Source organism: Caulobacter sp. Root343, from assembly GCF_001425745.1.
Taxonomy (GTDB): domain Bacteria; phylum Pseudomonadota; class Alphaproteobacteria; order Caulobacterales; family Caulobacteraceae; genus Caulobacter.
Genome location: NZ_LMDF01000007.1, coordinates 1,237,862 through 1,261,262 on the forward strand (window position 1 = coordinate 1,237,862; position 23,401 = coordinate 1,261,262).

Consider the following 23,401-nt stretch of genomic DNA (forward strand, 5'->3'; position numbering starts at 1 on the left):
GAGGTTTCGGCGAGACTGAAAGTCCTCAGGCGGCCTGCGGTTCCGGCGTCGGCAGCGGCCGGGCCTTGGCGTAGCCCAGAAAGCCCCCGGCCAGCATCAGCGTCGCGGCGATCAGCACCGGCAGACCGGGCATGTGCAGCGTCGCGTCGTGACGCACGGCGAAGGCGAACGGCATCAGGAACAGCGTCGGGCCGAGGATCGAGGCGATGCCCATCATGGCCGAGTTGGCGCCCTGCAGTTGGCCCTGCTCATTGGGCAGGACGCGGCGAGTCATCAGGCCTTGTAGGCCCGGCTGGATCAGGCCGGTCAGGGCGAAGATCGGCAGGCCGCACAGATAGAGGAAGCCGGTCGGGGCCAGGGCGTAGATCATGAAGCCGGCGAAGCCCGAGAACAGGCCGATCAGCAGCGCCCCGCGCTCGCCCACGGCCTTGACCACCCGGCCGACGATCAGGGCCTGGACGATGATGCCCGAGATGCCGCTGGCCATCAGGGTCAGGCCGATGGTCTGGGGCGTCCAGCCGTAGCGGAAGCCCATGTACAGTACGAAGACGCTGGGCAGCACGTTGTGGGACAGCTGGAACAGGAAGCCGACGCCAGCCAGGCCGAGCAGGCCGGGATGCTTGCGCAGCAGCTGCAGCGAACCGACCGGATTGGCCTTCTTCCAGTCGAAGCGTGGCTGGCGGCGCTCGGGCGGCAGGGACTCGGGCAGGATGAAGAAGCCGTACAGCCAGTTGCACAGGGCCAGGGCCGCGCAGACCAGGAACGGCGCGCGATGGTCGAACTCCCACAGCCAGCCGCCCAGGGCCGGGCCGAAGGTGAAGCCGACGCCGAACGCCGCGCCCATCAGGCCAAAGCCCTTGGCCCGGTTTTCCGGCGTGGTGACGTCGGCGATATAGGCGCTGGCGGTCGAGAAGCTGGCCGCCGTCATGCCGTTGAACACCCGACCGACGAACAGCCACCACAGGCTGGGCGCGAAGGCCATGAACAGGAAATCGACGCCCAGACCGAAGATCGAGGTCAGGATCACTGGCCGGCGGCCGAAGCGATCGGACATCAGCCCCAGGACCGGCGAGCAGAAGAACTGCATCACGCCCCAGGTGGTGGCGAACAGGATGTTCCAGTCCGCCGCCATGGCCGTGTCGCCGCCGCCGAACGATTTCACCAGGTTGGGCAGGACCGGGATCATCACGCCCAGGGAGGTGACGTCCATGATCGCCGTGACGAAGATGAAGCCCAGGGCCGCCTGTCGGCGCCCGCCCGTGATTGTCTGGTTCATGCGTCTCTCTCCCCGGCCGTCCCTAGTTGTATGCTGTTGGCGCGACCCGCAAGCCCCGCCAGCAAGGTCCGCCACCATTCGCCATGACGCTGCAGGAAGAGGTGATCCGGAAAACCGTGCCGCGCGACGTGCGGGGCCGGGACACTGTCCCAGCCGCGGTGCTCGACGGTGACGCGGGTCCCCTCCTCCACCGCCTCGAAGCGGACCTCGACCTCGGTGTCCATCTCGGGCGTGAAGGCCGCCTGGCGCCAGCCGAACACCAGTCGCGCACCGCGCTCCCAGGCCCGCACCCGGCCCACCTCGAACACCTTGCCCGTGGGCAGGCGCTCGACTAGCCGGCCGTCCTCGAAGGCCATCACACCCGGCGAGCGCGGAGTGAACGAAAACAGCGAATTGGGCCGCCACCACAGGGCGATATCGTCGGTGAAAGCGTCGAACACCGTCTCGGGCGGCGCGGCGATGCGCAAGGCGACCAGGATCTTGGAACTCACTTGTCCTTGCTCTCCACGTGCGCCTTCAAGGCCGAGAGTTGATCGACCCAATGGTCCTCCGCCGCCTCCAGCCAGGCCTTCAGCTCGGCCATTGGACCGGGCCGCAGGCGATAGACGCGCACCCGGGCGTCGAACTCGGGATGGCTCTCCTCGACGAGCCCCGACTGACGCAGGGCCTTCAGGTGGCGGCTCATGGCCGGCGGCGTCAGGCCCAGGCTCTCGGCCAGCTCCCCCGCCCGGCGCGGCCGTTCGCGCAGCAGGTCGACGGTCCGTCGCCGATGCGGATCGGCCAGGGCCGCCAAGGTGCGATCCACTGCTTGCCTGGGGGCCTCGTTCAAGATTGGGCGTCCAGCAACTTCTTCGGCGCGACATTGCGCCAGGCGTCCATCAGCGCGCCGCGCGCCGTGGCCTCGTCACAGGCCGAGAGACGCAGACGCGTCGCCCCACCCTTGCCCCAGCCGCCCGGCACAGGGACGAAAACCCCCGGCTCGGCGGCCACGCGCATCTCTTGCTGGTCCGGCGCCAGCTTGACCATCGCCCAAGCGGCGTCGGGATTGCCCAGAGTCGCGAAGATCTTGCCGCACCGGAAATCGACCGTGCCCATGTGCGAGCTTTCGATCGCCTGAGGCATCGACAGCGCCAGGCGGCGGAAGTCTTCCGGCGAGATCATTCGGCGCCGACGGCGATCTTCAGGCCGCTGCGCGCTTCCATCTCGGCGAACGAGACGGTCTCGACGTCGGCCGAGACGGTCCAGATGTGCAGCTCCGGATCGCGGCAGCGATAGGTGCGCGAGCCGTAGAACTGGTTGGCCGGTTCCATCAGGATCTCGGCCCCGGCCGCCTTGGCCCGTGCGCAGTGGGCGTCGACGTCGCCGGGAATATAGATGTGCACGGTCTGGGTGGTCTTGCCGGCCAGCGAGGCGGGGCTGGCGTGGTTCTCGCTCCACTCGTTGCCGATCATGATCGTCGAACCAGCATAGCTCATCTGTGAGTGGGCCAGATTGCCCTCGGCGTCCTCGATCAGAAAGGTCAGCTCGAAGCCGAATGCCTTCTCCAGAAAAGCGATGGCGGCCTTGGGATCGCGATAACTGACGGCCGAGACCAGGCCGGTGCGTTGTTCGGACATGCGATCCTCCTTGCGTTCTATGATAATATTTAACGCATATCGAAACTATCTTGGCAACCGCCGTTATCGCTCGCCCATCAGCTGGAGCGCCGTCAGCGGCGTGACGCCGAAGAACCGCCGCATGGCCCGATTGAGGTGCGACTGGTCGACGAAGCCGGCCTCGGCCGCCGCCGCCGCCAGGCTCTCGCCGGCCCGCACGCTCAGCATCGCTGTCTCCAGGCGCAGCCACAGCCGCCAATGGGACAGGGGCGCGGCCAACTCGGCCAGGGCCAGAGCTCGCAGCCGCGCCGGCGACAGGCCCACCCGGCCAGCCAGCTCGGCAAGGTCGAGATCGCCGTCCAATGCGTCGAGCACGGTCCGCAGGCGTGGATCGATGGTCTCCGCCTCGCCCAAGGCCGCCTCGGCGTCGAGCGCCTCGTCCAGTCGCTCGCTGGTCAGCACCGTCGTCCATTCGGTGGGCGCGGCCGCCACGGGCGTGGCCCAGCCGCCGACGTTCCAGCGCCGCGCCAGCCGGCCCAGCGGACGCGGATAGACGGCTCTCAGGCTCTCCGAGGCCAGAAGCCGATGGCGGACGCCGGGCGCGATCGCGATGACCGCCGCTTCGACAAGACCTTGCTCGGTTTCGACCCGCACCGGCCCGTTCAGCCCCGCCACCACCTGGGCGCAGAGATGGCCGTGCGTTCGCGAGTCGCCGCTGGCGCCCTCGAAGCCCCACCAGTCGCGACCGAGCCACAGCCGCCCGGACCATCCCCTATCGCGCATCGCGTGGAAGTCCTCCCCGGCAAGCGTTCGATCCAAGACCCGGCGGCGGATCAGCGAGAGAACCTCGACATGGAGGACCTCGCATGACCCAGCAAGCCCAATACGTACCCGCCCTCGGCCGACCCGAACTGACCGGGCTCTACGACCATGTCCTGGCGTAGGTGGCGCGGGAAGGCCGCTGGCGGGCGATGCTGCTCGCGGCCCTGCAACCCCGCGAGGGCGAGCTGATCGTCGACATCGGCTGCGGCACCGGCTCCCAGGCCATCGCCATCAAGGCCCGCTGTCCGGGCGCGCGGGTGATTGGCGTCGACCCGGATCCGGCCGCCCTGGAGATCGCCCGCGCCAAGGCCCGACGGGCAAGCGTCGAGATCGAATGGGTACAGGCCCTCGGCGGCCAGGCCGACGCCCTGATCGGCCAGAGCATAGCCGACGCGGTGATCTCCAGCCTGGTGCTGCACCAGTGCGACGTGCCGGTGAAGGGCGAGATCCTTCGGGCCATGGCTCGCCTGGCCAAGCCCGGCGCGCGGCTTCTGATCGCCGACTACGGCCGCCAGCGCGGTCTGATGCGCCTGCTGTTTCGTGTGGTCCAGGCGGTGGACGGCTTCGAACGCACCGAGTTCAACGCCGTGGGCGGCCTGCCGGGCGAGATGCGCCGGTGCGGCCTGTCGGCGGTAAGCGAACTCGGGCGGATCGCGACGCCGACCGGATCGATCTCGCTGTATGGGGCGGAGGTTGGCTAGCGCAGCGCCTGCCCCACCACCTTCAGCGACCCATCCCCGACCTCCGGCCTCACGCCGGTGATCTTGGCCAGCAGCGGATAGATGTCGACATTGTCGAACACCGGCAGCACGACCCCGGGCTTGAACGACGGCCCGTGGGCCACGAACACGGCCCGCATTCTCGGATCGTACGGGTCGAAGCCGTGCGCCCCGCCGTCCTTGTTGTCCCACTTGCCGGGCTTCTTCCGGGCCTCGACGGTCGTGGTGTACCAGCCCGTTTCGGACAGGCAGACGATGGCCGGCACACGCTTGTTGCGGCCGTAGTGGAAGCGGGCCGGGATCGCGCCCTTCTTCCAGCAGGTCATGTGCGGCAAGGGCTTGGCCAGGAACGCCGTCTCGACCGCCCTCGCCTGCCCCGGCTGGGGCGAGAAGCTGGTCACCGCGCCCTTGGTGACCAGGTGGATCTTCGCGACGTTGATCAGGTCGTCCAGCACCACGCGGTGCGCCGCCGGCAGCGGCGCCATGCCGTGGTCGGCGACGATGACGATGTCGGTAGCCTCGAACCGTCCGCGCGCCTTCAGACCCTCAACCAGCCGGGCGAGAGAGCGGTCGATTTCCGCGGCGGCGGCGCGCACCTCGGACGACTCCGGGCCATAGTGATGGCCCTCGGTGTCGACCGCGTCGAAATAGAGGGTGGTGAAGGCTAGCGGCGGGCCGTCGGCCCTATCCATCCAGGCCAGGATCTGATCGACGCGAGCGTCGTACGGGAACTTGGTGTCATACTTCATCCAATAGGTCGGCCGCACGCCGTCGATCGCCGTCTCCGAGCCCGGCCAGAACATCGCCGCGGCCCGCTTGCCCTGCTGCTCGGCCGAGACCCAGAACGGCCTGGCCTGGTTCCACCAGCGCGGATCGTTGGCGGTCGGGCCGTTCATCGTGAACTTGGGCCCGCCGATCACCGCGTCCTCCATTTCGTTGCCGACCACGCCGTGGCGGTCCGGGCGCTTGCCGGTGACCAAGGTGTAATGGTTCGGATAGGTCAGGCTAGGGAACGAGGGCCGCATGGCCCCGCGCGCGCCGTCGTCGGCCAGGGCCTTCAAGGTCGGGGTGTCGCCGCGGTCCAAATAGTCGGCGCGGAAGCCGTCGATCGAGACCAGGATCGTCAGGTGCGGCGTCTTCTCGCGCGCCAGGGCCGCGCCACTCGCCAACACCAGGCCCGCGGCGAGGATCAGGGACAAAAGGCGGCGGGCGATCATCGGCGACTCGTCGAAAGCGGAACGGATCCAGCAGATCATGGCCCGACGTTGCACGCGTATGACAGCGCCGCATGACCCGCTCTTAACTTGGCGCATGCCCAGGGCCTCGCCATAGTCGCCGCGTCGAGCCGAGTCGTTCGGCGCCGGAAACGCCCGCATGTCGATCGCCCTCGAGGCCGACCGCCTCACCAAGACCTACGGGGCGGTGCGCGCCCTCGACGACTTCTCCATCACCATTCCCGCCGGCGGCGTGTTCGGCGTGCTGGGCCCCAACGGCGCGGGCAAGAGCACCCTGTTCCGCATCGCGCTCGGCCTGGTGCGCCCGACCAGCGGCTCGGCCAGCCTGTTCGGCGCGCCGGCCGGCGACATCCGGGCGCTGCGCAAGGTCGGGGCGATGATCGAGACGCCCCGGTATCCTGCCTATCTGACCGCCCGCGACACCTTGAAGATGCTGGCGCTGGAGAGCGGAGCCAAGAACGCCGATATCGACGGCTGGCTGGAGCGTGTCGGCATCGCCCACGCCGCCGACCGCGCGACCAGCGGCTTCTCGGTCGGCATGAAGCAGCGCCTGGGCCTGGCGGCCGCCTTCTTCACCAAGCCCGAGCTGGTCATCCTGGACGAGCCGACCAGCGGCATGGACCCGGCCGGCATCCAGGAGATCCGCGCCCTGATCGTCGATCTGGCCCAGCGCGAGGGCGTCACCGTCATCCTGGCCAGTCACCAGTTGGACGAGGTGAAACGCGTCTGCGACCGAGTCGCCATTCTGTCGAAGGGCAAGATCGCCGCCGAGGGAGCCGTGAACGCCCTGACCGCTGGCGACGTCCGGCTGCGCATCACCGCAGCCTCGCCGATCGCCCAGGTGCTGGCGGTGCTCGGGACCAAGGGCGTGGCCGACGGGTCCGACGCGGTCCTGGCCGACATCCGTCGCGAGGAAACTCCCGCCCTGATCCGCAGCCTGGTCGAGGCCGGGGTCGAGATCACCGAGGCCCGCTGGCGCGAGGCCGACCTGGAAGGCGTCTATCTGCGGACCCTCGAAAATAGCCAGCCTCCTCTGGAAGGAGCCGCCTGATGCTCGCCGACGCCATCGCCGCCGAACGCTTCCGCCTGCTGCGCGACCGTTCGGCCCTGTTCTGGGGATTCTGCTTCGCCCCGCTAGTCGGGTTCCTGCTCAGCGTGGCCGGCGACCTCTTCCTGCGCTACGTGAGCAAGCGGCCGCCGCCAGATATCACGGCCGGCTTAATCGACCAGGTGATCCATGTCCTGCAAAACGGAGCCTCGACCTTCGGAGCCCTGTTCCTGATGATTGGCGCCGCGGCCGTGCTGGCCAGCGACTATCGCTGGGAAACCTGGCGATTGCTGACGCCGCGCAACACCCGCCAAAACCTGTTGTTGGCCAAGCTCATCGTCGTCGGCGAGGCGGTGTTCTGGAGCCTTTCGCTGACGGCGTTGCTGTCGGCGCTCGCGGTCCTGATCGGTTCGGTAATCGACGGCCGGGCCCTGACCTTCTCGATGTTCGATCGCAACCTGTTCGACGTGGTCGGCGTCCTGGCCATCACCTGGCTGGAAGCCATGACGCTTGCGGCGCTGGCGGCCTGCGTCGGGGTGCTGTCGCGCTCGACCATGGGGGTGGTCATCGCCTGCCTGGGCGTGCGCTTTATCCAGACGGTGCTGGCCAGCTCGCTGCGCCTGATGGAACAGGGCCAGCCCAGCTGGAAGCTATTGGCCATTCCCGTCTTCGACGCCGACCTGCTGCGCGCCACCCTGCTGGATCCGGGTCAACTGGGCGCGGCCAGCGGCTCGGCGGGCGTGGCGCTGGCGGCGCTGGTGGCCTGGGTCGCGGTCCTGGCCACGGGCGCGGTGTTCCTGTTCCGGCGCCAGGACCTGACGAAGGAGTAGCAGCGACGGATCGACGCTCCACCGAAGGGCGTTGAGCGGGCGATCACAACTTTGCCGCAAATGGGCGCATGATCCGACGCATGAAAGCTTCACCGTCTGCCATAGCCGCTCTCGCCGGCGCCGCCGGGCTTCTCACCGCCTCCGGAGCCCTGGCGCAGGGAGCGCCCGCCCCGCTCTATTTCAGCTGCGACGCCAGGGCGCGAGACCTCGCCATGGACGGACTCAAGCAGGCCTCGCCGTCGCCGGAAGCGCAAGCGGCCGATCTGGCGGCGGCCAACGCCGCAATCGCCAAGGCGACCAAGCTGAACGAGGACGCGCTGGCCGGGCGCGATGTTCCCCAGCCCTACAGCGGCGTGGCCCATTGGTCGAAACTGGCCGGCCAGGCCACCGCGCCCGACACGGCGGAGCTCTTCCGGCGCGTCGCCAAGGATCAGCTGGCGCGATACCAGGCCACCATCGCCATGACCCGGACCCACTGGGCCGAGGGTCTGTCGGATCCGGCGCGGCGTTACGCCTACAAGATCGTGTCACTGGACGGCTGCGGCGTCGACGAGGCCAACACCGCCTGGTTCAAGATCGTGCTCAAGACCCACGGCTGGTTCACCATCGGCAAGGACGGCAAGGACGCCGACACGGCCGCTTTCCTGCTAGTACAGCACGCCGACCGCGATCCGGCCTTCCAGGCCGAGGTGTTGCCGATGTTGGAGAAGCTGGCGCTCGAAGGTCAGGCGCGGCCCGCCAACTACGCGCTTCTCTTCGACCGCGTCGCGCACGCCCAGAAGCGGCCGCAGCGATACGGCTCACAAGGCCGCTGCAACGACACGGGCGTATGGGAGCCTTTCGAGACCGAGGATCCCGCCACACTCGACCAGCGCCGCGCGACCATGGGCCTGCCGCCGGAAGCCGACTATGCGGCGTCCATCTCGGCCCGAGCCTGCAAACGCGGCTGAGCGGCCATCAGCCAATACGTACCGAGGGATCCATGAAGCGCACGCTGATCACACTCGCCTGCCTGACGTTGGCGGCCTCGCCGGTCCGAGCCCAGGACGCCGCCGCCTCGACTTCGAATTCAGAGATGACCCGGCTCTATGACGAAGATCAAGCCGATCGGCTCGGGTCGGGCGCCATCGATTGGTCGAAGGTCGGTCCGCGCGACGACCAACGCCGCGCGGCGACGCGCAAGCTGCTGGAGGCCGGAACCCTGCACACCGCCGCTGACTTCAACCACGCCGCCTTCATCTTCCAGCATAGCGGCGCGCCAGACGACTACCTGCTCGCCCATACGCTGGCGATGGTGGCGGTGGCAAAGGGTGACAAGAAGTCCCTGTGGATCGCGACCGCCACGCTCGATCGGTACCTGCAGCACCTCAAGCAACCGCAGATCTACGGCACCCAGTTCTCGCGCGTCGACGACGCCGAGATGAGCCAGGAGCCGTACAATCGCGACCTGATCTCCGACGCCCTGCGCGGCGAGCTGGGCGTGCCATCTCTGGCCAAGCAGGTCGACCAGCTGAAGGCCGTCCGCGCCAAATATCCAGCGGCCACGAAACCCTAGCCACCGCCAACGAAAAAGGCCCCGGATCGCTCCGGGGCCTTTTTGTTCAGGCGAACCTGAAAATCTTAGTCTTCGGCGTCGTTGACGTAGACCGGACCCGAGTCCTTGCCCTTTTCCGAGACGTCGCGGTCGACGAACTCGATCACGGCCATCGGGGCGTTGTCGCCGTAGCGGAAGCCGGCCTTCAGGACGCGGATATAGCCGCCCTGACGATCCTTGTAGCGCGGGCCGAGGGTGGCGAAGAGCTTGCCGACCTGTTCGACGTCGCGAACCGAGCTGATGGCCTGACGACGGGCGTGCAGGTCGCCGCGCTTGGCCAGGGTGACCAGCTTCTCGACGATCGGACGCAGTTCCTTGGCCTTGGGCAGGGTGGTGACGATTTGCTCGTGCTTGATCAGCGAGGCCGACATGTTGGCGAACATGGCGGTGCGGTGAGCCGAGGTGCGGCCGAGTTTACGGTGAGCCTTACCGTGACGCATTTTGTATCTCCTGGGCGAGAAGCCCGAGCGGCGCGAAAAGTGGGCGCCTTGTTGTCACCAATCCTGGTCATTCCCGACCGGGTCAGAGCGGAGCGCCGGGGCCCTCGACCGCGTGAGCGGCTTCAAAAGGCCCAGGCCGCTCCCCTTCCCGAAGGAGGAGGAGCGGCCCGGATTTAGCGCGGCAGGCTTCGAGGTTCTTAGATTTGGTCTTCGAACTTCTTGGCCAGGTCTTCGATGTTCTCCGGCGGCCAGTTCGGCACGTCCATGCCGAGATGCAGGCCCATGCCGGCGAGCACTTCCTTGATTTCGTTCAGCGACTTGCGGCCGAAGTTCGGGGTGCGGAGCATCTCGGCTTCGGTCTTCTGGATCAGGTCGCCGATGTAGACGATGTTGTCGTTCTTCAGGCAGTTAGCCGAACGGACCGACAGTTCCAGCTCGTCGACCTTCTTCAGCAGGGCCGGGTTGAACGGCAGTTCCGGCTTGGACTCGTCGGCCGACTTGGCCTTCGGTTCCTCGAAGGTGATGAAGATCTGCAGTTGGTCCTGCAAGATCCGGGCGGCGTAGGCCACGGCGTCCACCGGAGTGACGGCGCCGTTGGTTTCCACTTCCAGGACCAGCTTGTCATAGTCCAGCGACTGGCCTTGACGGGTCGGCTCGACGCGATAGGCGACGCGCTTGACCGGCGAGTACAGGGCGTCGACGGCGATCAGGCCGATCGGCGCGTCTTCCGGACGGTTGCGGTCGGCCGGGACGTAGCCCTTGCCGTTGTTGACCGTGAACTCCATGCGCACCGAGGCGCCGTCGTCCAGCGTGCAGAGCACGTGGTCGGGGTTCAGGATCTCGATGTCGGCCGGGGTTTCGATCTGGCCGGCGGTCACCGGGCCGGGGCCCGTGGCGCGCAGGGTCATGCGCTTCGGGCCTTCGGCGTGCATCCGAACGGCCAGTTGCTTGATGTTCAGAACGATGTCGACGACGTCTTCGCGGACGCCTTCGAGCGAGGAGAATTCGTGCACCACGCCATCGATCTGGATGGCGGTGACGGCGGCGCCTTGCAGCGACGAGAGGAGAACGCGACGCAGGGCGTTGCCGAGCGTTACACCGAAACCGCGCTCGAGCGGCTCGGCGACGATACGGGCCTTGCGAGTCGCATCGGCACCGGTTTCGATCTGCGGCTTCTCAGGACGGATCAGCTCGTTCCAGTTTCTTTCGATCACGTGGTCGGGTCCCTTGAACGCGGCTCGCCGGCCGCGTTTTGCGCAGCCGGCGAAGGAGATTAGTGGTCTAAAAAGTACTAGACGCGACGACGCTTGGGCGGACGGCAGCCGTTGTGCGGGATCGGCGTGACGTCGCGGATGGTCGTGATGGTCATGCCCGCGGCTTGCAGCGCGCGCAGAGCCGATTCACGGCCAGAACCCGGACCCGAGACGTTGACTTCCAGGGTCTTCACGCCGTGCTCGGCGGCCTTCTTGCCCGCGTCTTCCGCAGCCATCTGAGCGGCGTACGGGGTCGACTTGCGCGAGCCCTTGAAGCCCATCATGCCGGCGCTCGACCAGGAGATGGTGTTCCCCTGAGCGTCGGTGATGGTGATCATGGTGTTGTTGAACGAGGCGTTCACGTGCGCCACGCCCGAGGTGATGTTCTTACGTTCGCGCTTCTTTACGCGAGCCGGTTCCTTGGCCATCGGTCAGGCTACCTTATTTCTTCTTGCCGGCGATCGGCTTGGCCGGACCCTTGCGGGTACGAGCGTTCGTGTGGGTGCGCTGACCGCGGACCGGCAGGCCCTTACGGTGACGCAGGCCGCGGTAGCAGGCCAGGTCCATCAGACGCTTGATGTTCATCGAGTTCTCGCGACGCAGATCACCCTCGACGGTATAGTCGCGGTCGATCGTTTCGCGGATCGCCAGGACTTCGGCGTCGGTCAGTTGATTGACCCGACGCGCATCCTCGATGCCCACCTTCGTGATGATTTCACGCGCGGACCGTTGGCCGATGCCGTGAATGTACTGAAGCGCGATCAAAACGCGCTTGTTCGTCGGGATGTTGACGCCTGCAATACGGGCCACGTCTAATGTTCTCCTAGTCACGCACTAAAGACGCGAACGGCGCGCCCGGCCGGATCCAGAGAATCCAAACCGGCGCGCACGGATCGCGCCCTTTCGCGGAAGCGCCCCGTTATAGGGATCGTTTCGCTTCCGTCAACAACTGAATCCACTGGAAAGTCAGCAAATTCGGGGTTCGTTAGGCGACGACCGCCAGAGCGGTGTCGATAGACGCGGCGACCGCTTCGACGGTCCCCATGCCGTCCAGCTCCGTCAGCTTCCCCTGCCCTTCGTAGTAGGGCAGCAGAGGCGCGGTCTGGGCGTTGTAGGCGGCCAGGCGAGTCACGAAGACTTCCGGATTGTCGTCAGGCCGTCCCTGCTCTTCGAATCGCTTCTTGATCCGTCCGATCAGGGCTGGTTCGTCTACCTTGAGTCGGAGAACCGCGTCGATCTGCTGTCCGCGGGCGGCCAACATTTTGTCCAGGGCCTGCGCCTGGGCGACCGTGCGCGGGAAACCGTCGAAGATCGCGCCGCCGGCCGCCTCGGCCTCGGGCAGACGTTCCTCGATCAGGGCGATGACGATCTCGTCGGTGACCAGGTCGCCGCGGTCCAGCACGCCCTTGACGCGCTGGCCGAGCTCGGAGCCCGAGGCGATGGCGGCGCGCAGCATGTCGCCGGTCGAGAGCTGCACCATGCCGCGCTCGGTGACCAGGCGCTTGGCCTGGGTCCCCTTCCCCGCCGCCGGCGGACCGAACAGGATCAAGTTCATGAAAGCCCCTTCGCGCGTTGGCGGGTCTTGAGCCCGCTTAGAGCCTGCCTGGGCAGGCTCCTTTTCCTCATTGGGAGCGTGATGGCCGCCGGAAACCGGCATCCACTTCCGGCGATCACGCTCCGCTTCCCGTCGCAGACCTAGATTGCGCCGGAAGAAAACGGAAGCCGGTTTTGTGACAAACCGGCTTCCGACGCTTCTAATAAAGCCGACCCAGACTTAGCGGTTGCGACCGCCGCGCAGCTTCGACTTCTTGATCAGGCCCTCGTACTGGTGAGCCAGCAGGTGCGACTGGATCTGCGCCACGGTGTCCATGGTCACCGTCACGACGATCAGGATCGAGGTTCCGCCCAGGGCGAACTGGTTGGACTTGATCGCCATCATCGCCAATTCGGGCGCCACGCAGACCGCGGTGATGTAGGCCGCGCCGATCACCGTCAGGCGGGTCAGCACATAGTCCAGATACTCGGCGGTGCGCTTGCCCGGACGGATGCCCGGCAGGAAGCCGCCGTACTTGCGCAGGTTCTCGGCCGTCTCCTCGGGATTGAACACGACCGAGGTGTAGAAGAACGAGAAGAAGATGATCAGCAGGGCGTAGAAGACCAGGAACGCCGGGTGGCCGTGCTGCAGCGCGCCCACCACGCCCGGCAGCCACGACAGCCACGCCGGAAGCGTGGTGGTCGAGATGAACTGCATGGCGGTCGTCGGCAACAGCAGCAGGCTGGAGGCGAAGATCGGCGGGATGACCCCCGAGGTGTTGATCTTCAGCGGCATGAACGAGCTTTCGCCGCCGATCATGCGGTTGCCCTGCTGGCGCTTGGGATAGTGGACCAGCAGGCGGCGCTGCGAGCGCTCCATGAACACGATCGACAGGATGGCCGCGACGCAGCCGAACACGATCAGGAACAGCGGGGTGTAGTTGCCCGACGTCTGGGCCTGGACCAGCATCTGCCCCAGGACGATAGGCAGGCGCGCCACGATGCCGGCGAAGATGATCAGGCTGACGCCGTTGCCGACGCCGCGGCTGGTGATCTGCTCACCCAGCCACATCAGGAACAGCGTGCCGCCGGTCAGCGCCACGACCGTCGAAGCCACGAAGAAGGCCGCGCCGATACCGCCGACGACGACACCCGGCTGGGCCTGCAGGCCGAAGGCGATCGACGCCGACTGGACGACGGCCAGCACCACGGCGAAATAGCGGGTGTACTGGTTGAGGGTCTTGCGACCCGCCTCCCCGCCTTCCTTCTTCAGCTTCTCCCACGGCGGATAGATCGAGCCCATCAGCTGCACGATGATCGAGGCGCTGATGTACGGCGTCACGTTCAGCGAGAAGATCGCCATGTGCTGCACGGCGCCGCCCGAGAACAGGTTGAACATGCCGAGCAGGCCGCCGGAGTTGCCGTTGAACAGGCGCTCGAAGGCGACGGCGTCGATGCCGGGGATCGGGATGTAGGTGCCAAGGCGATAGACGATCAGGGCGATGATCGTGAACCAGATACGCTTGTGAAGTTCGGTCGCTTTTTGGAACGACGCGAAATTCATGTTGGCTGCGAGTTGTTCGGCGGCCGAGGCCATTCAGATCCCCACGACTCAAGAGCGCGATGCCGGAAGTGGATACCGCTTTCGGCGGCGACCACGCTCTGAAATTTGGTTTCTCGGACCAGGCTGGCCCGAGGAGAGCGCCACAAATAGGTGAGGCCCGCCGCGATGTCACGGCGAGCCTCGAAAAGAACTGTCATCCCGGCCGAAGCGGAGAGCCGAACCTTCGAAGGTTCCAGCGTCTGCCGCGGTCCCGGCTCGGCCTAGCGGCCGTCCAGGATGACAGCTTTATAGCCTAGGCTTCGGCTTCCGCCTTGACCTTCTTGGTCACGGTGACCGAACCACCGGCGGCCTCGACGGCCTTGATGGCGGCTTCGGTGGCCGAGTAGACGGTCAGCTTCAGCGCGGTCTTGATCTCGCCCTTGCCCAGCAGCTTCACGCCGTCCAGCTCGCGACGGATCACGCCGGCGGCGACCAGGTCAGCGGGAGCCAGTTCGGCGCCGGCCTTGAACTTGCCAGCGGCGACGGCCTGCTCCAGGCGCCACAGGTTCACTTCAGCGAACTCGAGACGGAAGGGGTTGTTGAAGCCGCGCTTAGGCATACGCATGTGCAGCGGCATCTGGCCGCCTTCGAAGCCGGCGATGGCGACGCCCGAGCGCGCCTTCTGGCCCTTCACACCGCGACCGGCGGTCTTGCCCTTGCCCGAACCCGGGCCACGGCCAACGCGCATGCGGCCCTTGGTCGAGCCTTCGCGGGGAGCCAGTTCATTCAGCTTGGTCATATGTGCCTCTCCTTGGAGATCTGCGCCCGGCGGAAGCCGGACTCGGCGTTGAATTTGGACTTCGTCCGATCCGCGACCGGGGTCGCGGCTTCAAACGAAAACCACCCCGGCTTTCACCGGGGTGGCGCTTTCGGCGTCTCGTAGCAGACCTACTCGACGATTTCCAGCAGGTGCGCGACCTTGCGGATCATGCCGCGAACCGACGGGGTGTCTTCCAGCGTGGACACGCGGCCCAGCTTGTTCAGACCCAGACCGGCCAGCGTATCGCGCTGGTCGCTCTTGCGACGGATCGGGCTGCCGGTTTGGCGGACCGTAACGGTTTTAGCTTCAGCCATGACTTAACCCTCGATGGCGTCCGGAGCCGAAGCCCCGTCGGCGCGGCGGCCGAGGATGTCGCCGACCTTCTTGCCGCGCTTGGCGGCGATCTGGCGGGGCGACGATTGAACCTTGAGGGCCTCGAACGTGGCGCGAACCATGTTGTACGGGTTCGAGGAACCCGTCGACTTGGCCACGACGTCCTGGACGCCCAGGGTTTCGAGAACCGCGCGCATCGGACCGCCGGCGATGACGCCGGTGCCGGGAGGCGCCGCGCGCATCATCACCTTGCCGGCGCCCCAACGGCCAGCGCCGTCGTGGTGCAGGGTGCGGGATTCGCGCAGCGGAACGCGGATCATCGTCTTCTTGGCTTCTTCGGTCGCCTTGCGGATGGCTTCCGGCACTTCACGCGCCTTGCCATGACCGAAGCCGACGCGGCCCTTTTGGTCGCCGACGACCATCAGAGCGGCGAAGCTGAAGCGACGGCCACCTTTCACGGTGGCGGCGACGCGGTTGATGTGGACGAGCTTTTCGACGATGTCGCTGTCGACCCGCTCTTCGGGGGCGTTGCGGTCGCGACGGTCCCGGCGTTGACCGCCTTCACCGCGCTGTTGTTCACCACGAGCCATTTCGTTTCCCTTAGAAGTTCAGGCCGGCTTCGCGCGCGGCGTCGGCCAGGGCTTTCACCCGGCCGTGAAAGATGTAGCCACCACGATCGAAGACGACGTCCTTGACGCCCTTTTCGATGGCGCGCTCGGCGACGAGCTTGCCCACAACGGCAGCGGCATCCTTGTCCGCGCCCTTGCCTTCGGCTTCCAGAGTGGAGGCCGACGCCAGGGTCACGCCGCGTTCATCATCGATGACCTGGGCGTAGATGTTCTTGGACGAGCGGAAGACCGACAGGCGCGGACGACCGTTGGCCAAGCTCTTGAGGCGGGTGCGAACGCGCTGAGCGCGCTTGGCCGCCGATTCACGAGGAGAGAGCGCCATGGCTTACTTCTTCTTGCCTTCCTTGCGGCGAACCTTCTCGCCAGCATAACGCACGCCCTTGCCCTTGTACGGCTCGGGGGGACGAATGCGGCGGATCTTCGCGGCAATCTCGCCAACCGCCTGCTTGTCGATGCCGGCGATCTTGATTTCGGTCTGCTTCGGCACCGCGAAGCTGACGCCGGCCGGAGCCTCGACGTCCACATCATGGCTGAAGCCGAGCTGGAGGCTCAGGGCGGTGCCCTTCATGGCCGCGCGGTAACCAACGCCGACCAGTTCGAGGCTTTCCTCGAACCCGACGGTGACACCGTGCACCATGTTGGCCACCAGCGTGCGGGACAGACCCCACATGCCCTTGGCGCGCTTCGAGTCGACGCGCGGAGTCAGCAGGAGCTCGGAGCCCTCTTGCTTGACTTCGACTTCGTCGGCGATCGTCCACGACAACTGACCCTTGGGGCCCTTTACCGTGACCGTCTGACCGTCGAGCGTCAGGGTGACGCCCGAGGGGATTGCGACGGCTTTCTTACCGATACGTGACATGCTCTTTCCCTCCCGCGCCTAGTAGACGCGGCAGAGGACTTCGCCGCCGACATTAGCGTCGCGTGCAGCGGTGTCCGACATGACGCCCTTCGGCGTCGAAAGGATCGAGATGCCCAGGCCGTTCTTGATCGGCTTCAGGTCCTTGATCGACGAATAGACGCGACGGCCAGGCTTGGACACGCGGCTAATCTCGGCGATCACGGGCTCACCGTCGAAGTACTTGAGCTCGATCTCGAATTCGGGGAACGCACCGGGCTTCTCGATCAGCGAGTAGCCACGGATGTAGCCTTCGTCGGCCAGCACGTCGAGGACGCGAGCGCGCAGCTTGGAAGCCGGCGTCGAGACCTTGTTGCGCTTGCGCGTGGCGGCGTTCTTGATGCGAGCGATCATATCGCTCAGGGGATCGTTCATCGACATCTGATCGTCCTTACCAGCTCGACTTGACGAGGCCGGGGATCTGACCCTGCGAACCCAGTTCGCGGAGCGCGATACGGCTCATCTTAAGCTTGCGGTAGTAGGCGCGCGGACGGCCCGTGACTTCGCAGCGGTTGCGGATGCGGATCGCCGAGCTGCTGCGGGGCAGCTTGGCGAGCTTGAGGCGAGCCTCGAAGCGTTCCTCGAGCGGCAGGCTCTCGTCGTTGGCGGTCGCCTTGAGCGCGGCGCGCTTCTCGGCGAACTTCTTGACGAGGGCCTTGACGGCTTCGTTGCGGTTGACGGCGCTTTTCTTGGCCATGGTTTGTTTTCCCTTCCCGCTCTCTTAGTTGACGAACGGGAACTGGAATTCCTTCAGGAGAGCCTTGGCTTCCTGGTCGGAGTTCGCAGTGGTGCAGACGATGATGTCCATGCCCCAGACCTGTTCGATCTGGTCATAGTTGATTTCCGGGAACACCAGGTGCTCCTTCAGGCCCATGGCGTAGTTGCCACGGCCGTCGAAGCTCTTGCCGTTCAGGCCGCGGAAGTCCTTCACGCGCGGCAGCGCGATCGTGACCAGACGGTCCAGGAACTCGTACATCCGGTCCTTGCGAAGGGTGACCTTCGCGCCGACCACCATGCCTTCGCGCAGCTTGAAGCCGGCGATCGACTTGCGGGCCTTGGTGGCGACGGGCTTTTGGCCGGCGATCGCCTGCAGGTCCTTCAGAGCGGTCTGGGCCTTCTTGGAGTCGGCCACGGCCTCGCCGATACCCATGTTCAGGACGATCTTGTCCAGCTTGGGGATCTGCATCTCGTTGGTGTAACCGAACTGTTCCTTCATCGCGGCGCGGATGCGCTCGCGATATTCGGACTTCAGCCGGGGCTCGTAAGCTTGATCAGCCATTGATCACCTCGCCGGTCGTCTTGGCGACACGCACCTTCTTGTCGCCTTCGATCTTGAAGCCGACGCGGGTGGGCTTGCCCTTGGAATCGACGATCGCCACGTTCGAGACGTGCAGCGCCGCTTCCTTTTGCTTGATGCCGCCCTGGGGGTCGGCTTGGGTGGCCTTGGTGTGACGCGAAACCATGTTCACGCCTTCCACGACGACCCGGCTATCCTTCGGCAGAACCTTGGACACGGTGCCTTGGCGGCCCTTGTCCTTGCCGGCCAGAACGACGACGCGGTCGCCCTTCTTGATCTTAGCGGACATTACAGCACCTCCGGAGCGAGGGAGATGATCTTCATGTGGTTCTTGGCGCGCAGTTCACGGGGAACCGGGCCGAAGATCCGCGTGCCGACCGGCTCGCTCTGCTTATTCACGATGACCGCGGCGTTCTTATCGAAGCGGATGACCGAGCCATCCTTGCGCTTCAGATTTTGATTCACGCGAACGACGACGGCGCGAAGCACGTCACCCTTCTTCACACGGCCACGCGGGATGGCTTCCTTGACGGAGACGACGATGACGTCGCCCACGCTGGCGTAGCGACGGCCTGCGCCGCCCAACACCTTGATGCACATGACCCGGCGAGCGCCAGAGTTGTCAGCGACTTCCAGGTTAGTTTGCATCTGGATCATGGTCTAAACCTTCCAGATTAAGCCGAAGCCTTGGGAAGTGCTTCCCAGGTCTTCAGCTTGGACTTCGGAGCGCACTCGACAATGCGAATAGCTTCGCCGGCCTTGTACGCGTTGGCTTCGTCGTGCGCGTGGTACTTCTTCGACTGACGCACGATCTTCTTCAGGATCGGGTGAACGATAGTCCGTTCCACCTTCACCACGACGGTCTTATCGCCCTTGTCGGAGACGACGACCCCTTCGAGGATACGCTTGGGCATATCGTTCTCCTTAAGCCGCGGCCTTGGCGCGCAGCACGGTCTTGATCCGCGCGATATCCTTGCGGATCTCGTTGACGCGGTGGGTCTTCTCGACCTGGCCCGTGGCGGCCTGGAAGCGCAGATTGAACTGCTCCTTCTTCAGGCTGATCAGGGTGTCGGCCAGCTGGTCGGGGGTCAGGCCCCGGATGTCAGCGATCTTCATGAGCCTCAGGCCTCCTGGGCCACACCCGCATCGATGCGGGTGACAACACGGGTGCGGATCGGCAGCTTGGCGGCGCCCAGGCGGAGCGCTTCACGCGCGATATCGTCCGGCACGCCGTCGATTTCGAACATGATGCGGCCCGGAGCCACGCGGGCGGCCCAGTAATCCACGGCGCCTTTACCCTTACCCATCCGGACTTCCGCCGGCTTGCCGGTGACCGGCACGTCCGGGAAGATACGGATCCAGACGCGGCCTTGACGCTTCATCTGGCGGGTAATGGCGCGACGGGCGGCTTCGATTTGACGGGCCGTGATGCGCTCCGGCTCGACGGCCTTCAGGCCGTACGAACCGAAGTTCAGCAGGGTGCCGCCCTTCGAAGTGCCGTGGATGCGGCCCTTGAACTGCTTGCGGAATTTAGTCTTCTTAGGAGACAGCATGGCGATCTAATCCTTACCCGCGATCGCGACGGCCGCGGTCGCCCCGGTCGGGACGATCGCCGCGCTCACGTCCGCCACCTTCGCCGGCCGGGCCGGACTCGGTGGCCAGACGCTTGTCCAGCGCCATCGGATCATGCTCCAGCACTTCGCCTTTGAAGATCCAGGTCTTCACGCCGATGATGCCGTAGGTGGTCTTGGCTTCGGCGAAACCGAAGTCGATGTCGGCGCGCAGGGTGTGCAGCGGCACGCGACCTTCGCGATACCACTCCATCCGAGCGATTTCAGCGCCGCCGAGGCGACCCGAGACGTTGATCCGGATGCCCTTGGCGCCGAGGCGCACGGCCGACTGGATCGAACGCTTCATGGCGCGACGGAAGGCGATACGGCGTTCCAGCTGCTGAGCGATCGACTCGGCCACCAGTTGAGCGTCGGTTTCCGGCTTGCGGATCTCGACGATGTTCAGGTGGACTTCGCCCTCGGTCATGATCGACAGATCCTTGCGGAGCTTGTCGATGTCAGCGCCCTTCTTGCCGATGATGACGCCCGGACGGGCGGCATAGATCGTCACGCGGCACTTCTTGTGCGGACGCTCGATGATGATGCGCGAGACACCAGCTTGGTACAGGCGCTTCTTCAGGGCGGTCCGGACCGCGAGGTCCTGGTGCAGCAGCTTGCCGTACTGGGGACCGTCGGCGAACCAACGGCTGTCCCAGGTGCGGTTGACGCCGAGCCGCAGCCCGACCGGATTGACTTTCTGACCCATTAGGCGGCCTCACCCAGTTCGCGGACCACGATCGTGATCTCGGAGAACGGCTTCTCAACGCGCGTCGCGCGACCGCGAGCGCGGGGCGAGAAACGCTTCATGATCAGGTTCTTGCCCACATAGGCCTCGGCGACGACCAGGGAGTCGATGTCGAGGTTGTGGTTGTTCTCGGCGTTGGAGATGGCCGAGTACAGCGCCTTGCGGACGTCCTGGGCGATACGCTTGTGGCTGAATTCGAGCTCGTTGAGAGCGCGCTGGACGTTCAGGCCACGGATGGACTGAGCGACCAGGTTCAGCTTGCGAGCGCTGGTGCGCAAGGTGCGAACCTTGCACATCGCTTCGTTGGCCGGCAGGCGGCGAGGTTGTTTAGCTTGGCTCATGGCCTACTTCCTCTTCGCCTTCTTGTCGGCGGCGTGGCCGGGGAAGTTACGGGTCGGAGCGAACTCGCCGAACTTCATGCCGACCATGTCTTCCGACACGGAGACGGGGACGTGCTTCTGGCCGTTGTGGACGCCGAAGGTCAGGCCGACGAATTGCGGCATGATCGTCGAGCGACGCGACCAGGTCTTGATGACGTCCTTGCGGCCCGACGACAATGCGGCGTCGGCCTTCTTCAGGAGGTACCCGTCGACAAACGGGCCTTTCCAGACGGAGCGGGTCATGGCTTAGCGGCCCTTCTTCGCTTTGTGGCGCGAACGGATGATGAACTTGTCCGTGGCCTTGTTGACGCGGGTCTTGGCGCCCTTGGTCGGCTTACCAGCCGGGGTCACCGGATGGCGGCCGCCCGAGGTGCGACCTTCACCACCACCGTGGGGGTGGTCGACCGGGTTCATGGCGACACCGCGGACGTGCGGGCGACGGCCCATGTGACGAGAACGACCGGCTTTGCCGAGGTTCTGGTTCATGTGGTCGGGGTTCGAAACGGCGCCGACGGTGGCCATGCACGTATCGAGCACCATGCGCAGTTCGCCCGAGTTCAGGCGGATCTGGGCGTAGCCGGCGTCACGGCCGACCAGCTGGGCGTAGGCGCCAGCCGAACGGGCGATCTGACCACCCTTGGCGGGCTTCAGCTCGATATTGTGGATGATCGTACCGATCGGCAGCGTGCGCAGCGGCGAGGCGTTGCCCGGCTTCACGTCGACCTTCTCGGCGGTGACGACTTCGTCACCGGCCTTCAGGCGTTGCGGGGCCAGGATGTAGGCCAGCTCGCCGTCGCTCTGATACTTGATCAGGGCGATGAACGCGGTGCGGTTCGGATCGTACTCGAGGCGAACGACCGTGGCCGTGCCTTGCTTACGACGCTTGAAGTCGACCAGACGGTACAGGCGCTTGGCGCCGCCGCCGCGGAAACGGACCGCGATACGGCCATTGCCGCCGCGACCGCCCGACTTGGTCAGACCTTCGACCAGCTTCTTTTCCGGGCGGCCCTTGTGGAGCTCGCTGCGGTCGATCAGCACCAGGCCGCGCTGGCCCGGGCTGGTCGGATTAAAGTGCTTCAAGGCCATCTCTTAGAGCCCCGTCGTGATGTCGATCGACTGGCCTTCGGCCAGCGTCACGATCGCTTTCTTGACGTCGGAACGGTGTCCGACGATGCCGCGGAAGCGCTTGGTCTTGCCCTTGGTCACGATGGTGTTGACCTTGGTCACCTTGACCTTGAACAGCTCTTCGACGGCGGCGGCGATTTCGTCCTTCGTCGCGTCGTTGGCCACCTTGAAGACAACCTTGTTCTGCTCCGAGAGCAGGGTCGTCTTTTCGGTGATCACCGGCGACAGGATCGTGTCGTAGTGGCGAGCGGTGGCGGCCATTAGGCGGCTTCCTTCTCAGCGAAACGAGCCGAGATCGCCACGATCGCGTCCTTGGTCAGGACGAGCGTTTGGCGACGCAGCACGTCGTAGACGTTCAGGCCGGCGTTCGGCAGGACGTCGACGTTCGGAATGTTGCGGGCGGCGAGCTTGAAGTTCGCGTCCACTTCCGGACCGGCGATGACCAGAGCGTTCTTCAGGCCGATCTTGTCGAAGGTGGCGCGCAGGGCGGCCGTCTTCGCTTCGGTCAGAACCACGCTGTCCAGCACGACCAGCGAGCCGGCCTTGGCCTTCGACGACAGGGCGTGACGCAGAGCCAGAGCCCGGATCTTCTTGGGAAGATCGAAGGCGTGGCTGCGGACGACCGGGCCGTGAGCCTTGGCGCCGCCGACGAACTGAGCCGCACGGCGCGAACCGTGACGAGCGCCGCCGGTGCCCTTCTGCTTGTACATCTTCTTGCTCGTACGAGAGACCTCGTTACGAACCTGAATCTTGTGGTTGCCCGAGCGGCGCTTGGCCAGCTGCCAGGTCACGACGCGTTGAAGGATGTCGCCACGGATTTCGTCGATGCCAAAGATGGCGTCGTCGAGATCCACGGAACCGGCCTTCGCGCCGTCAAGCTTGATGACGTCGAGTTTCATTAGCCTTCGCCCTCTTCGGTCGTAGCCGCGGGGGCCTCTTCAGCGGGGGTTTCAGCAGCGGCGGCAGCCGGAGCTTGGCCAGCCTTGCGGAAAGCGCCCGGACGCGGGAGGTCGGCCGGAGCGGCCTTCTTCACGGCGTCGCGGATCTTCACGTAGCTGCCTTCGTGGCCCGGGACAGCGCCCTTGATCAGGATCAGGCCGCGTTCGACGTCGACCTTCCAGACCGTCACGTTCAAGGTGGTGACGGTTTCCTGACCCAGGTGACCCGCCATCTTCTTGCCCGGGAACGTACGGCCCGGATCCTGGCGGTTGCCGGTCGAGCCGTGCGAACGGTGCGAGACCGAAACACCGTGGGTGGCGCGCAGACCAGCGAAGTTCCAGCGCTTCATGGCGCCGGCGAAGCCCTTACCGACGGTCACGCCTTGAATGTCGACCTTCTGGCCGGGGACGAAGTGGTCGGCCGTGAACTCGGCGCCGACTTCGATCAAGGCGTTCTCTTCGACACGGAACTCGGCGACGACGCGCTTCGGCTCGACGGCCGCCTTCGCGAAGTGACCGCGCATGCCCTTGGAGGTGTTCTTGGCCTTCTTGGCGCCGGCGCCCAGTTGCAGGGCGGTGTAGCCGTCCTTGTCAACGGTGCGTTGAGCCGTGACCTGGCAACCGTCGAGCGACAAGACGGTGACCGGCACGTGCTGGCCAGCTTCGTCGAAGAAGCGGGTCATGCCCAGCTTCTTGGCGATCAGACCGGTGCGTTGGGTGGGGAGAGTCATAAGCGAGGCC

The 23,401-nt window shown here is 65.8% G+C and carries 38 protein-coding genes; 5 read left to right on the top strand and 33 right to left on the bottom strand.

Annotated features, from left to right (window positions below; translation table 11 throughout):
- Window positions 1-25: 25 nt before the first annotated feature.
- The 6 genes from ASC70_RS18135 to ASC70_RS18160 all read right to left on the bottom strand — a co-directional run bounded on the left by ASC70_RS18135 (window position 26) and on the right by ASC70_RS18160 (window position 3,654).
- Complete coding sequence (locus ASC70_RS18135; protein WP_047413159.1) at window positions 26-1,276, bottom strand: TCR/Tet family MFS transporter; 1,251 nt, start codon at window positions 1,274-1,276, stop codon at window positions 26-28.
- The gene (locus tag ASC70_RS18140; RefSeq protein WP_056052688.1) at window positions 1,273-1,767 is read right to left on the bottom strand and encodes an SRPBCC domain-containing protein; all 495 of its coding nucleotides are present in this window, start codon (window positions 1,765-1,767) and stop codon (window positions 1,273-1,275) included. Before ASC70_RS18140 ends, ASC70_RS18135 begins: the two co-directional genes overlap by 4 nt.
- Window positions 1,764-2,105 (bottom strand): helix-turn-helix transcriptional regulator, encoded by a 342-nt coding sequence (locus ASC70_RS18145; RefSeq protein ID WP_056052693.1) that lies wholly within the window; start codon window positions 2,103-2,105, stop codon window positions 1,764-1,766. The genes ASC70_RS18140 and ASC70_RS18145 overlap by 4 nt, the downstream gene beginning before the upstream one ends.
- Window positions 2,102-2,437 carry an MmcQ/YjbR family DNA-binding protein gene (locus ASC70_RS18150; RefSeq protein WP_056052696.1) on the bottom strand — a complete coding sequence of 112 codons (336 nt, stop codon included), beginning with the start codon at window positions 2,435-2,437 and terminating at the stop codon, window positions 2,102-2,104. The genes ASC70_RS18145 and ASC70_RS18150 overlap by 4 nt, the downstream gene beginning before the upstream one ends.
- The gene (locus tag ASC70_RS18155) at window positions 2,434-2,892 is read right to left on the bottom strand and encodes a VOC family protein (protein ID WP_056052697.1); all 459 of its coding nucleotides are present in this window, start codon (window positions 2,890-2,892) and stop codon (window positions 2,434-2,436) included. The genes ASC70_RS18150 and ASC70_RS18155 overlap by 4 nt, the downstream gene beginning before the upstream one ends.
- A gap of 63 nt (window positions 2,893-2,955) precedes the next feature.
- Window positions 2,956-3,654, bottom strand: a complete 699-nt coding sequence (locus ASC70_RS18160; protein WP_056052700.1) for a helix-turn-helix domain-containing protein — start codon at window positions 3,652-3,654, stop codon at window positions 2,956-2,958.
- A 161-nt stretch (window positions 3,655-3,815) separates the two neighbouring features.
- Between ASC70_RS18160 and ASC70_RS18165 the strand changes: the two genes are divergently transcribed.
- Window positions 3,816-4,394: a class I SAM-dependent methyltransferase gene (locus ASC70_RS18165; protein WP_255355039.1), complete on the top strand. Its 579-nt coding sequence runs from the start codon at window positions 3,816-3,818 to the stop codon at window positions 4,392-4,394.
- Here the strand turns inward: ASC70_RS18165 and ASC70_RS18170 are convergent.
- Window positions 4,391-5,629, bottom strand: a complete 1,239-nt coding sequence (locus ASC70_RS18170) for an ectonucleotide pyrophosphatase/phosphodiesterase (RefSeq protein ID WP_056052914.1) — start codon at window positions 5,627-5,629, stop codon at window positions 4,391-4,393. The genes ASC70_RS18165 and ASC70_RS18170 overlap by 4 nt on opposite strands.
- Before the next feature lie 157 nt (window positions 5,630-5,786).
- Between ASC70_RS18170 and ASC70_RS18175 the strand changes: the two genes are divergently transcribed.
- From ASC70_RS18175 to ASC70_RS18190, 4 genes are all read left to right on the top strand, one after another.
- Complete coding sequence (locus ASC70_RS18175; RefSeq protein ID WP_056052702.1) at window positions 5,787-6,698, top strand: ABC transporter ATP-binding protein; 912 nt, start codon at window positions 5,787-5,789, stop codon at window positions 6,696-6,698.
- Complete coding sequence (locus ASC70_RS18180; RefSeq protein ID WP_056052705.1) at window positions 6,698-7,525, top strand: ABC transporter permease; 828 nt, start codon at window positions 6,698-6,700, stop codon at window positions 7,523-7,525. Before ASC70_RS18175 ends, ASC70_RS18180 begins: the two co-directional genes overlap by 1 nt.
- 212 nt (window positions 7,526-7,737) lie before the next feature.
- Entirely contained in the window at window positions 7,738-8,475 is a 738-nt protein-coding gene (locus tag ASC70_RS18185) for a DUF6624 domain-containing protein (protein WP_056052707.1), read from the top strand.
- A 32-nt stretch (window positions 8,476-8,507) separates the two neighbouring features.
- Complete coding sequence (locus ASC70_RS18190; protein ID WP_056052710.1) at window positions 8,508-9,080, top strand: DUF6624 domain-containing protein; 573 nt, start codon at window positions 8,508-8,510, stop codon at window positions 9,078-9,080.
- Between the two features lie 65 nt (window positions 9,081-9,145).
- On the opposite strand, the gene rplQ is transcribed toward ASC70_RS18190, so the two are convergent.
- The 26 genes from rplQ to rplC form a co-directional block, all read right to left on the bottom strand.
- On the bottom strand, window positions 9,146-9,559 hold the full coding sequence (rplQ, locus tag ASC70_RS18195) for a 50S ribosomal protein L17 (RefSeq protein WP_047413140.1): 414 nt from the start codon (window positions 9,557-9,559) through the stop codon (window positions 9,146-9,148).
- A 197-nt stretch (window positions 9,560-9,756) separates the two neighbouring features.
- Window positions 9,757-10,773 carry a DNA-directed RNA polymerase subunit alpha gene (locus ASC70_RS18200; protein WP_047413138.1) on the bottom strand — a complete coding sequence of 339 codons (1,017 nt, stop codon included), beginning with the start codon at window positions 10,771-10,773 and terminating at the stop codon, window positions 9,757-9,759.
- Between the two features lie 77 nt (window positions 10,774-10,850).
- Window positions 10,851-11,240, bottom strand: coding sequence for a 30S ribosomal protein S11 (gene rpsK, locus ASC70_RS18205; protein WP_018112960.1), 390 nt, complete (start codon window positions 11,238-11,240; stop codon window positions 10,851-10,853).
- Window positions 11,241-11,253: 13 nt separating this feature from the next.
- Complete coding sequence (gene rpsM / locus ASC70_RS18210; RefSeq protein WP_047413133.1) at window positions 11,254-11,622, bottom strand: 30S ribosomal protein S13; 369 nt, start codon at window positions 11,620-11,622, stop codon at window positions 11,254-11,256.
- A 175-nt stretch (window positions 11,623-11,797) separates the two neighbouring features.
- Window positions 11,798-12,367, bottom strand: coding sequence for an adenylate kinase (locus tag ASC70_RS18215; protein WP_047413130.1), 570 nt, complete (start codon window positions 12,365-12,367; stop codon window positions 11,798-11,800).
- Window positions 12,368-12,586: 219 nt separating this feature from the next.
- Window positions 12,587-13,942: a preprotein translocase subunit SecY gene (gene secY, locus ASC70_RS18220; RefSeq protein WP_047413127.1), complete on the bottom strand. Its 1,356-nt coding sequence runs from the start codon at window positions 13,940-13,942 to the stop codon at window positions 12,587-12,589.
- Between the two features lie 259 nt (window positions 13,943-14,201).
- A complete protein-coding gene (gene rplO / locus ASC70_RS18225) occupies window positions 14,202-14,687 on the bottom strand; it encodes a 50S ribosomal protein L15 (protein WP_047413125.1) in 486 nt (161 codons plus the stop codon).
- Window positions 14,688-14,836: 149 nt separating this feature from the next.
- Complete coding sequence (rpmD, locus tag ASC70_RS18230) at window positions 14,837-15,022, bottom strand: 50S ribosomal protein L30 (RefSeq protein ID WP_047413122.1); 186 nt, start codon at window positions 15,020-15,022, stop codon at window positions 14,837-14,839.
- A 3-nt stretch (window positions 15,023-15,025) separates the two neighbouring features.
- Window positions 15,026-15,631 carry a 30S ribosomal protein S5 gene (gene rpsE / locus ASC70_RS18235; protein WP_052196978.1) on the bottom strand — a complete coding sequence of 202 codons (606 nt, stop codon included), beginning with the start codon at window positions 15,629-15,631 and terminating at the stop codon, window positions 15,026-15,028.
- 10 nt (window positions 15,632-15,641) lie between these two features.
- On the bottom strand, window positions 15,642-15,992 hold the full coding sequence (gene rplR, locus ASC70_RS18240) for a 50S ribosomal protein L18 (RefSeq protein ID WP_047413121.1): 351 nt from the start codon (window positions 15,990-15,992) through the stop codon (window positions 15,642-15,644).
- Between the two features lie 3 nt (window positions 15,993-15,995).
- Window positions 15,996-16,529, bottom strand: a complete 534-nt coding sequence (rplF, locus tag ASC70_RS18245) for a 50S ribosomal protein L6 (RefSeq protein ID WP_056052712.1) — start codon at window positions 16,527-16,529, stop codon at window positions 15,996-15,998.
- Window positions 16,530-16,547: 18 nt separating this feature from the next.
- Entirely contained in the window at window positions 16,548-16,946 is a 399-nt protein-coding gene (rpsH, locus tag ASC70_RS18250; protein WP_047413115.1) for a 30S ribosomal protein S8, read from the bottom strand.
- 10 nt (window positions 16,947-16,956) lie between these two features.
- The gene (gene rpsN, locus ASC70_RS18255) at window positions 16,957-17,262 is read right to left on the bottom strand and encodes a 30S ribosomal protein S14 (RefSeq protein ID WP_047413112.1); all 306 of its coding nucleotides are present in this window, start codon (window positions 17,260-17,262) and stop codon (window positions 16,957-16,959) included.
- A 24-nt stretch (window positions 17,263-17,286) separates the two neighbouring features.
- The gene (gene rplE / locus ASC70_RS18260; protein WP_056052714.1) at window positions 17,287-17,844 is read right to left on the bottom strand and encodes a 50S ribosomal protein L5; all 558 of its coding nucleotides are present in this window, start codon (window positions 17,842-17,844) and stop codon (window positions 17,287-17,289) included.
- Window positions 17,837-18,151, bottom strand: coding sequence for a 50S ribosomal protein L24 (rplX, locus tag ASC70_RS18265; RefSeq protein WP_047413105.1), 315 nt, complete (start codon window positions 18,149-18,151; stop codon window positions 17,837-17,839). Before rplX ends, rplE begins: the two co-directional genes overlap by 8 nt.
- Window positions 18,151-18,519, bottom strand: a complete 369-nt coding sequence (rplN, locus tag ASC70_RS18270) for a 50S ribosomal protein L14 (protein ID WP_010919137.1) — start codon at window positions 18,517-18,519, stop codon at window positions 18,151-18,153. Before rplN ends, rplX begins: the two co-directional genes overlap by 1 nt.
- 17 nt (window positions 18,520-18,536) lie before the next feature.
- Complete coding sequence (rpsQ, locus tag ASC70_RS18275; protein WP_047413102.1) at window positions 18,537-18,776, bottom strand: 30S ribosomal protein S17; 240 nt, start codon at window positions 18,774-18,776, stop codon at window positions 18,537-18,539.
- Window positions 18,777-18,786: 10 nt separating this feature from the next.
- Window positions 18,787-18,978 carry a 50S ribosomal protein L29 gene (gene rpmC / locus ASC70_RS18280; protein WP_047413099.1) on the bottom strand — a complete coding sequence of 64 codons (192 nt, stop codon included), beginning with the start codon at window positions 18,976-18,978 and terminating at the stop codon, window positions 18,787-18,789.
- Between the two features lie 5 nt (window positions 18,979-18,983).
- Window positions 18,984-19,415: a 50S ribosomal protein L16 gene (rplP, locus tag ASC70_RS18285; RefSeq protein WP_010919134.1), complete on the bottom strand. Its 432-nt coding sequence runs from the start codon at window positions 19,413-19,415 to the stop codon at window positions 18,984-18,986.
- Window positions 19,416-19,428: 13 nt separating this feature from the next.
- On the bottom strand, window positions 19,429-20,178 hold the full coding sequence (rpsC, locus tag ASC70_RS18290) for a 30S ribosomal protein S3 (RefSeq protein ID WP_047413095.1): 750 nt from the start codon (window positions 20,176-20,178) through the stop codon (window positions 19,429-19,431).
- On the bottom strand, window positions 20,178-20,558 hold the full coding sequence (gene rplV / locus ASC70_RS18295) for a 50S ribosomal protein L22 (RefSeq protein WP_047413092.1): 381 nt from the start codon (window positions 20,556-20,558) through the stop codon (window positions 20,178-20,180). The genes rpsC and rplV overlap by 1 nt, the downstream gene beginning before the upstream one ends.
- 3 nt (window positions 20,559-20,561) lie before the next feature.
- Window positions 20,562-20,840, bottom strand: a complete 279-nt coding sequence (gene rpsS, locus ASC70_RS18300; RefSeq protein WP_029912294.1) for a 30S ribosomal protein S19 — start codon at window positions 20,838-20,840, stop codon at window positions 20,562-20,564.
- A gap of 3 nt (window positions 20,841-20,843) precedes the next feature.
- The gene (gene rplB / locus ASC70_RS18305; protein WP_047413086.1) at window positions 20,844-21,683 is read right to left on the bottom strand and encodes a 50S ribosomal protein L2; all 840 of its coding nucleotides are present in this window, start codon (window positions 21,681-21,683) and stop codon (window positions 20,844-20,846) included.
- A 3-nt stretch (window positions 21,684-21,686) separates the two neighbouring features.
- Entirely contained in the window at window positions 21,687-21,983 is a 297-nt protein-coding gene (locus ASC70_RS18310) for a 50S ribosomal protein L23 (RefSeq protein ID WP_047413083.1), read from the bottom strand.
- Window positions 21,983-22,621: a 50S ribosomal protein L4 gene (gene rplD, locus ASC70_RS18315; RefSeq protein ID WP_047413081.1), complete on the bottom strand. Its 639-nt coding sequence runs from the start codon at window positions 22,619-22,621 to the stop codon at window positions 21,983-21,985. The genes ASC70_RS18310 and rplD overlap by 1 nt, the downstream gene beginning before the upstream one ends.
- On the bottom strand, window positions 22,621-23,391 hold the full coding sequence (gene rplC, locus ASC70_RS18320; RefSeq protein ID WP_047413080.1) for a 50S ribosomal protein L3: 771 nt from the start codon (window positions 23,389-23,391) through the stop codon (window positions 22,621-22,623). The genes rplD and rplC overlap by 1 nt, the downstream gene beginning before the upstream one ends.
- Window positions 23,392-23,401 lie beyond the last annotated feature (10 nt).